This is a genomic window from Rhizobium sp. 01T444, assembly GCF_056398305.1.
In genome coordinates, this window is the sequence record NZ_JBFTPD010000029.1 from 84,000 (window position 1) to 92,940 (window position 8,941).

Annotated in this window: 9 protein-coding genes; 8 read left to right on the forward strand and 1 reads right to left on the reverse strand. The window is 61.3% G+C overall.

What is annotated here, in order from left to right; all coding sequences use genetic code 11:
* Nucleotides 1-8: 8 nt before the first annotated feature.
* Entirely contained in the window at nt 9-1,259 is a 1,251-nt protein-coding gene (locus AC1DTN_RS29430) for a sarcosine oxidase subunit beta family protein (protein ID WP_113325129.1), read from the reverse strand.
* Nucleotides 1,260-1,347: 88 nt separating this feature from the next.
* On the opposite strand from AC1DTN_RS29430, the gene AC1DTN_RS29435 reads away from it, so the two are divergent.
* The 8 genes from AC1DTN_RS29435 to AC1DTN_RS29470 all read left to right on the forward strand — a co-directional run.
* On the forward strand, nt 1,348-2,307 hold the full coding sequence (locus AC1DTN_RS29435; RefSeq protein ID WP_477923767.1) for a GlxA family transcriptional regulator: 960 nt from the start codon (nt 1,348-1,350) through the stop codon (nt 2,305-2,307).
* A 72-nt stretch (nt 2,308-2,379) separates the two neighbouring features.
* Nucleotides 2,380-3,063: a helix-turn-helix domain-containing protein gene (locus AC1DTN_RS29440; protein ID WP_025668617.1), complete on the forward strand. Its 684-nt coding sequence runs from the start codon at nt 2,380-2,382 to the stop codon at nt 3,061-3,063.
* A gap of 90 nt (nt 3,064-3,153) precedes the next feature.
* Nucleotides 3,154-4,050: a class II glutamine amidotransferase gene (locus AC1DTN_RS29445; protein ID WP_113325127.1), complete on the forward strand. Its 897-nt coding sequence runs from the start codon at nt 3,154-3,156 to the stop codon at nt 4,048-4,050.
* Nucleotides 4,051-4,104: 54 nt separating this feature from the next.
* The gene (locus AC1DTN_RS29450; RefSeq protein WP_439018216.1) at nt 4,105-4,791 is read left to right on the forward strand and encodes a GltB/FmdC/FwdC-like GXGXG domain-containing protein; all 687 of its coding nucleotides are present in this window, start codon (nt 4,105-4,107) and stop codon (nt 4,789-4,791) included.
* Between the two features lie 18 nt (nt 4,792-4,809).
* Nucleotides 4,810-6,138, forward strand: a complete 1,329-nt coding sequence (locus tag AC1DTN_RS29455; protein ID WP_025668620.1) for an FMN-binding glutamate synthase family protein — start codon at nt 4,810-4,812, stop codon at nt 6,136-6,138.
* Between the two features lie 80 nt (nt 6,139-6,218).
* The gene (gene glnT / locus AC1DTN_RS29460) at nt 6,219-7,526 is read left to right on the forward strand and encodes a type III glutamate--ammonia ligase (protein ID WP_113325125.1); all 1,308 of its coding nucleotides are present in this window, start codon (nt 6,219-6,221) and stop codon (nt 7,524-7,526) included.
* A 102-nt stretch (nt 7,527-7,628) separates the two neighbouring features.
* Entirely contained in the window at nt 7,629-8,513 is an 885-nt protein-coding gene (gene purU, locus AC1DTN_RS29465; protein WP_439018215.1) for a formyltetrahydrofolate deformylase, read from the forward strand.
* 3 nt (nt 8,514-8,516) lie between these two features.
* A partial coding sequence (locus tag AC1DTN_RS29470; protein ID WP_477923769.1) for a tetrahydrofolate dehydrogenase/cyclohydrolase catalytic domain-containing protein occupies nt 8,517-8,941 on the forward strand: 425 nt, incomplete at its 3' end.

Here is an 8,941-nt window from a genome sequence, read left to right on the forward strand (position 1 = left end):
TCACGTCCTCAATGCAGGTTGGGCTGGGCGCCGACGCCCTTTTCGTCGATCTGGTAGCCGCGCCGGAAACGGTCGAGACGCAGCTCGCGCGCCGTCTCGTGTGGCTCGTTGCGGGCAATCAGGTGGGCGTAGCAATAGCCGGAGGCGGGTGTGGCCTTGAAGCCGCCATAGCACCAGCCGGCATTCAGGTAGAGATTATCGATATGGGTGCGGTCGATGATCGGCGAGCCGTCCATGCTCATGTCCATGACGCCGCCCCAGCTGCGCAGATATCTGACCCGCGTCAGCGACGGGATCATTGCCACGCCGGCTTCGGCGACGTGCTCGACAGTGGCGAGATTGCCGCGCTGGGCATAGGAATTATAGCCATCAATATCGCCACCGAAGACGAGGCCACCCTTGTCCGACTGTGAAACGTAGAAATGGCCGGCGCCAAAGGTGACGACGGTATCGATGAACGGTTTCAGCCCCTCGGTGACGAAGGCCTGCAGCACATGGCTCTCGATGGGCAGGCGCAAGCCCGCCATGTCGGCGACCACGGTGGAATTGCCGGCGGCAGCGAGCGCCAGCTTGCCGCAGCCGATGAAGCCCCTGGTGGTCTCGACGCCTGTCACCCTGCCATTCTCGCTGCGAATGCCGGTGACCTCGCAATTGGTGATGATATCGACGCCGCGGCTGTCGGCGCCACGGGCATAGCCCCAGGCGACCGCATCGTGGCGCACCGTGCCGCCGCGCGGCTGGCGCAGGCCGCCCATGACGGGGAACCGGGCATTGTCGAAATCGAGAAAGGGCAGCATCTTGCGGACAGCAGCCCGATCGAGGAGCTCTGCGTCAACGCCGTGCAGGCGCATGGCATTGCCGCGCCTTGTATAGGCATCACGCTGCGCATCGGAATGGAAGAGGTTCAGCACGCCGCGCTGCGAAACCATGGCGTTGAAGTTGAAATCCTGTTCCAGCCCTTCCCAAAGCTTCATCGACAACTCGTAGAAGGGGTTGTTGCCGGGCAGCAGATAGTTGGAGCGGATGATCGTCGTGTTGCGGCCGATATTGCCGGAGCCGAGATAACCCTTCTCCAGCACGGCGACATTGGTGATGCCGAACGTCTTGGCGAGATAATAGGCCGTCGAAAGGCCATGGCCGCCGCCGCCCACGATGATCACATCATAATGCGGCTTCGGCGAAGGCTGGCGCCAGGCAGGCGCCCAGCCATTGTTGCCGCGAAGCCCGTTTAAGAAGATGGAGAGAGCGGAATAGCGCATGGATAGATCCGGTGGGAGCTGATGCCATGATGCCAGAAAGGCGAGGCGTGACTTGCCTGTTTGGGACATTTATCGATAAGAAAGGGACATGGCGTCTATCGAAGCAAAAAACCTGCATTCCATCGGCTTCATTCTTCTGCCGGGATTTGCCCTGATGTCCTATGCCTCGGCGAGCGAGCCGCTGCGAGCCGCCAACCTGCTCGCCGGGCGGGAAATCTACCGTATCTCATGCTTTTCGCCGGAAGGCGGGGCAGTGTCGTCTTCCGGTGGCGTACCGGTTCCGGCCGCGCCGCTTCCGGGTCGCGGTTTGGGGCTCGGCACTGTCTTTGTCTGCGCAGGTGGTTCGCCGCGCGACTGGCACTATCCGGCCGTGCTTTCCTGCATACGGCAGCTCGCGCGCGAAGGTGTGCGCATCGGCGGCATTTCGGGGGGGCCCTATCTGCTGGCCGCGGCCGGGCTGCTGACAGGCCGTGACTTTACAATCCATTGGGAGCATGCGCCGGCGCTTCTCGAAGCCTTTCCCGACCTGTCGCCGCGCCAGGCGCGTTTCGTCGTCGACGGCAACCGCATTACCTGTGGCGGCGGCATTGCGCCGCTCGACATGATGCATGCGCTGATTGCCGAGCGCATGGGGCCGGATTTCGCCCGCCGGGTCAGCGACTGGTTCCTGCATACCGAGGTCGGTCAGCCGACAGCGCCGCAGCGCGCTTCCCTTGCCGAGCGCTACGGCGCGCACCATCCGGGTTTGCTGAGCGTCCTGGAGAAGATGGAGGAAACCATCGAGATGCCGCTCAACCGCGCAGCCATGGCCCGCATTGCCGGGGTGACGCCGCGCCATCTCGACCGCCTGTTCGCCGCTCACCTCGATACGACTTTCCTCGAGCAATACAGACGCATCAGGCTGCAACACGCCCGAAGGCTTCTTGAGCAGAGCCCTCTGTCGATCTCCGAGATCGCCATTGCGACAGGTTTTTCCGGGGCCGCGCATTTTTCACGCCTCTTTCGCGGCCTCTACGGCACCAATCCGAGTTCAAGCCGCAAGCTCTGACTTTCTTCAGGGTTGAGAAGATTTCACTCTGACGATAGGATACTTGCAGAGAGAGTGCGCGAAGGACCGTGAATGAAGATCAAGCTGGATGAAACGTCGAGCCAGGAGCATGCCCATGCGGTTCGTCAGGCCCTGTCCCAGAATCCGCACGCGGTGCGCGAGCCGAAGGAAAACAATCTCGAAATGGCGATCGGCCATGAGGTTCGCGCCTATCGCAAGAAGCTCGGCATTACCGTGACCGACCTTGCCGCCGCGACCGGCATTTCGCTCGGCATGCTGTCGAAGATCGAGAACGGCAATATCTCGCCATCGCTGACGACCTTGCAATCGCTCTCGCGCGCTCTCGGCGTGCCGTTGACGGCCTTTTTTCGCCGTTACGAGGAGCCGCGCAACGCCGTCTTCGTCAAGGCGGGGCAGGGTATCGAGCTTGAGCGCCGCGGCACGCGCGCCGGCCATCAGTATAATCTGCTCGGCCATATCGACAACAACAGCAGCGGCGTGATCGTCGAGCCCTATCTCATCACGCTGACGACGGATTCGGATGTCTTTCCGACCTTCCAGCATGAGGGCATGGAGCTGATCTACATGCTGGACGGAGAGGTCGTCTATCGCCATGGCGACCAGCTTTTCCCGATGCAGCCGGGCGACAGCCTGTTCTTCGATGCCGATGCGCCGCACGGGCCGGAAAAACTTGTGAAGTTGCCGAGCCGATATCTCTCCATCATCAGCTATCCGCAACGCGGCAAGAATGACTGACTTGCCTTAAAGGAAAAAAATATTCCTGCAGGTTGAAAACCCAAAACAGACCTGATAGTCATTTTGCAGACGCGAAATGGAGGGTCTGTCATGTGCGGAATTGTGGGTCTCTTCCTGAAGGATAAAAGCCTCGAGCCGGAGCTCGGCGCGATGCTGTCGTCCATGCTGGTGACGATGACGGACCGCGGGCCTGATAGCGCCGGCATTGCCATCTATGGCGCAAGCAGCGGCAATAGCGCGAAGATCACCGTCCAGTCCGCCAAGCCGAAGAAGGATTTCTCGGGTCTTGAGGCCGAGCTTGAGAAGGAACTCGGCACGGAGGTCTCAATCGATATCAAGAGCACCCATGCCGTCGTCACACTGCCGAAGGACATGCTCGAAGAGGGCCGTGCCGCCATCGCCGAGCTGCGCCCCGACATCCGTATTATGAGCAGCGGCGACGCGATCGAGATATACAAGGAAACCGGCCTGCCGAAGGACGTCGTTTCCCGTTTCGCCGTCAATTCCATGGCTGGAACGCATGGCATCGGCCATACCCGCATGGCGACCGAATCGGCAGTCACCACGCTCGGTGCCCATCCCTTTTCCACCGGCTCCGACCAGTGCCTCGTTCACAACGGCTCGCTTTCCAATCACAACAACCTGCGCCGTGAACTGAAGCGCGAAGGCATGACCTTCGAGACCGAGAACGACACGGAAGTCGCCGCCGCCTACCTGACCGCCGAAATGGCCAAGGGCAAGAATCTCGGCGAGGCGCTGGAAGGTGCCGTCGACGATCTCGACGGTTTCTTCACCTTCGTCGTCGGTACCAAGTCCGGCTTCGGCGTCGTGCGCGATGCGATCGCCTGCAAGCCTGCCGTCATGGCCGAGACCGACCGTTACGTCGCCTTCGGCTCGGAATACCGCGCGCTCGTCAACCTGCCCGGCATCGATACCGCGCGCGTCTGGGAGCCGGAGCCCGCGACCGTCTATTTCTGGGAACGCTGAGAGCAACTTTTCTGCCTTCATCCCATCGGCTCGATTTCATTTCAGGACGATTTCATGCCCACATTCGATCTTGCGGCGACCCCGCTTCGTGACCTCAATCAAGCCCTGCATGACGTGGCGTCAGGCGACAACGACCTGCAGTTCGACGTCGTCAATCCGCGTGGCCACCATGCCGTCGCCGCCGGCGTGCATGCACCCGTCAGCATCGATATCCACGGCAGCGTCGGCTATTACTGCGGTGGCATGAACGAGGAGGCGGTCATCACCGTGCACGGCTCGGCCGGCCCCGGTGTCGCCGAAAACATGATGTCCGGCCGCATTACCATCAAGGGTGACGCCAGTCAGTATGCGGGTGCCACCGGCTGCGGCGGCCTGCTCGTCATCGAGGGCAATGCCTCTTCGCGCTGCGGCATCTCGATGAAGGGCATCGATATCGTCGTGCGTGGCAATATCGGTCACATGTCCGCCTTCATGGCGCAGGCCGGCAACCTCGTTGTGCTTGGCGACGCCGGCGATGCGCTCGGAGATTCCCTTTACGAGGCCCGCATCTTCGTCCGTGGCAAGGTCGAGAGCCTCGGCGCGGACTGTATCGAGAAGGAAATGCGGGCAGAACATCTTGAGCTTCTCTCCGCCCTGCTCGCAAAGGCAGGCATTACCGATGTGCGGCCGGAGGAGTTCAGCCGCTACGGTTCTTCCCGCAAGCTCTACAATTTCAACGTCGACAATGCCGACGCCTATTGAGTTTTATCGAGGTTTTCCATGAGCTATCACAACCCGCCCACAAAGCCTCGCCTTTCGGCAACCTTCGACGAATACACGATGTCGGAAATCCGCCGCGCTGCGGCGACCGGCATCTATGATATCCGCGGTGGCGGCGCCAAACGCAAGCTGCCGCATTTCGACGATCTCTTGTTCCTCGGAGCCTCGATCTCCCGCTATCCGCTCGAAGGTTACCGCGAGAAGTGCGGCACCAATGTCGTGCTCGGCTCGCGCTACGCCAAAAAGCCAATCGAACTCAAGATCCCGATCACGATCGCCGGCATGAGCTTCGGCTCGCTCTCCGGTCCGGCCAAGGAAGCGCTCGGCCGTGGTGCCACGATCGCCGGCACCTCGACGACAACAGGCGATGGCGGCATGACGGAGGAAGAGCGTGGCCATTCGCAGACGCTCGTCTACCAGTACCTGCCGTCGCGCTACGGCATGAACCCGCGGGATCTGCGCCGCTGCGATGCGATCGAGATCGTCGTTGGCCAGGGTGCCAAGCCCGGTGGCGGTGGAATGCTGCTCGGTCAGAAGATCTCCGACCGCGTCGCCGAGATGCGCACGCTGCCGAAGGGTATCGATCAGCGTTCGGCAAGCCGTCATCCCGACTGGACCGGCCCTGACGACCTCGAGATCAAGATCCTCGAACTGCGCGAGATCACCAACTGGGAAAAACCGATCTATGTGAAGGTCGGCGGTGCGCGCCCTTATTACGATACGGCCCTTGCCGTGAAGGCCGGCGCCGATGTCGTCGTGCTCGATGGCATGCAGGGCGGTACTGCGGCGACGCAGGAAGTCTTCATCGAGCATGTCGGCATGCCGACGCTCGCCTGCATTCGCCCGGCCGTGCAGGCGCTGCAGGATCTCGGGATGCACCGCAAGGTGCAACTCATCGTTTCGGGCGGCATCAGGAACGGCGCCGACGTGGCGAAGGCCCTGGCGCTCGGCGCTGATGCCGTGTCCATCGGCACGGCCGCCCTCATCGCCATCGGTGAGAATGATCCGCGCTGGGCGGCGGAATACGAGGCGCTGCATACGACGGCGGCCGCCTATGACGACTGGCACGAAGGCAAGGATCCGGCCGGCATCACCACGCAGGATCCGGAACTGATGAAGCGCGTCGATCCGATCACCGCCGGTCGCCGCCTCGCCAATTACCTCAAGGTCATGGCACTGGAGGCGCAGACGATCGCGCGCGCCTGCGGCAAGAATCATGTCCACAATCTGGAACCGGAAGACCTCTGCGCATTGACGATCGAGGCTTCTGCGATGGCGCAGGTGCCGCTCGCGGGAACGAGCTGGATACCGGGCAAGGGAGGTTACTGATTTCTACCGGCCGGGCAAAAAGTCCGGCCGCTTCGCATCCATAACCAAAGTGTCTCTGAGAAATCCAAAGGGGAACGAGAATGACACTGGACCTTGCTGCTTTTGCGAAAGACAAAGGCATCAAATATTTCATGATCAGCTATACTGACCTCTTCTCCGGCCAGCGTGCCAAGCTGGTGCCGGCGCAGGCGATTGCCGGCATGCAGGAAGAGGGTGCGGGTTTTGCCGGGTTCGCCACCTGGCTCGACATGACGCCCGCCCATCCCGACCTCTTTGCTGTTCCTGATGCCACCTCCGTCATCCAGCTTCCCTGGAAGAAGGACGTCGCCTGGGTAGCCGCCGATTGCATGATGGAGGGCAACGTCGTGGCGCAGGCGCCGCGCAACGTGCTGAAGAAGCTCGTCAATAAAGCCGAAGCGGCGGGCAAGCGGGTCAAGACCGGCGTCGAGGCCGAATTCTTCCTGATCACGGCCGACGGCGAACAGATTTCCGATGGCCGCGACACGGCTGAAAAGCCCTGCTACGACCAGCAGGCCGTCATGCGCCGCTACGACGTCATCGCCGAGATTTGCGACTATATGCTGGAGCTCGGCTGGGGCGCCTATCAGAACGACCACGAGGATGCCAACGGCCAGTTCGAGATGAACTGGGAATTCGACGATGCGCTGAAGACGGCCGACAAGCATTCCTTCTTCAAGTTCATGGTCAAGTCGATCGCCGAAAAGCACGGGCTTCGCGCCACCTTCATGCCGAAGCCCTTCAAGGGCCTGACCGGCAATGGCTGCCATTGCCATATCTCGGTCTGGGACAATGATGGCAAGGTCAACGTCTTCGCCGACAGGGCAGCCGAATTCGGCCTGTCGGCGGAAGGCAGGCATTTCCTCGGCGGCATCATGAAACACGCTTCGGCGCTTGCCGCGATCACCAACCCGACCGTCAATTCCTATAAGCGCATCAACGCGCCGCGCACGACCTCGGGCGCCACCTGGTCGCCGAATACGGTAACCTGGACCGGCAACAACCGCACCCACATGGTACGCGTGCCGGGCCCCGGCCGCTTCGAGCTGCGCCTGCCTGATGGTGCGGTCAACCCCTACCTGCTGCAGGCAATCATCATTGCGGCCGGTCTTGACGGGCTGAACAGCAAGGCAGATCCCGGTCCGCATCACAATATCGACATGTATGCGGAAGGCCATCTGGTGAAGGACGCGCCGCGTCTGCCGCTGAACCTGCTCGATGCGCTGCGGGCCTATGACGCCGACGAGGGTCTGAAGGCTGCGATCGGAACCGAGTTCTCCGCCGCCTATCTCAAGCTCAAGCACCAGGAATGGAATGCCTTCTGCTCGCATTTCACCCAGTGGGAACGCGACAGCACGCTCGATATCTGAGCCGACCGGTTGAGGTTTTGACATCATGCGCCTGCGGGCCGGAGCATCAACGCACCGGCCCGGCTGATGGCCTATGCGTCAATTGACGAAGGAAGAGATGGCATGAAGAGCTACGTACTGACAGTATCCTGCAAGTCGACGCGCGGCATCGTTGCGGCGATCTCGGGGTATCTCGCCGAACAGGGCTGCAATATCGTCGACAGCTCGCAATTCGACGATCTGGACACCGGCCAGTTCTTCATGCGCGTCTCCTTCATTTCCGAGGAAGGCATCTCCGGGGCCGATATCCGCGCCGGCTTCACCAGCATCGCCACGCGCTTCGGCATGACTTATGATTTCCATGACAGCGAGAAACGCATGAAGGTGCTGCTCATGGTGTCCCGCTTCGGCCATTGTCTCAACGACTTGCTCTATCGCTGGAAGATCGGCGCGCTGCCGATCGATATCGTCGGCGTCGTCTCCAATCATTTCGATTACCAGAAGGTCGTCGTCAACCACGACATTCCGTTCCACCATATTCCCGTCACTAAGGCCAACAAGGTGCAGGCGGAAGCGCATATCATGGACGTGGCCGAGCAGACCGGCACGGAATTGATCGTGCTCGCCCGCTATATGCAGATCCTGTCGGACGAGATGTGCCAGAAAATGTCGGGCCGGATCATCAACATCCACCATTCCTTCCTGCCGAGCTTCAAGGGCGCCAATCCCTACAAGCAGGCCTATGAGCGCGGCGTGAAGCTGATCGGCGCCACGGCGCACTACGTGACGGCCGATCTCGACGAAGGCCCGATCATCGAGCAGGACACTGCTCGCATAACCCATGCGCAGAGCGCCGAAGACTATGTCTCAATCGGCCGCGATGTCGAAAGCCAGGTGCTGGCGCGCGCCATCCACGCCCATATCCACCACCGTACCTTCATCAATGGCAACCGTACCGTCGTCTTCCCGGCAAGCCCCGGCAGCTATGCCTCCGAGCGCATGGGCTGAGCCATGGTCAAGGTAATCGACGGCAAGCAGGTTGCCGCTTCCGTAATCGAAACCGTTAAATCGGCAAATACTGCGCTAGAAGCCGCCAAGGGCGTCCAGACGGGCCTTGCCGTCGTCATCGTCGGCGACGATCCGGCGAGCCACACCTATGTCAGCTCCAAGAGCCGCATGGCCAAGGAATGCGGCTTCAAATCCGTCCAGCACACGCTGCCAACCGAGACCAGGCAGGAGGAGCTTGCAGCCCTTGTCGCTTCGCTGAATGCCGATCGGTCGATCCATGGCATTCTCGTACAGCTGCCGCTGCCGAAACATCTCGACAGCGAGCCGATCATCCAGTCGATCCTGCCGCAAAAGGATGTCGATGGCTTGAGCGTCGTCAATGCCGGTAAGCTCGCGACCGGTGATCTGAAGACCGGCCTCGTTTCCTG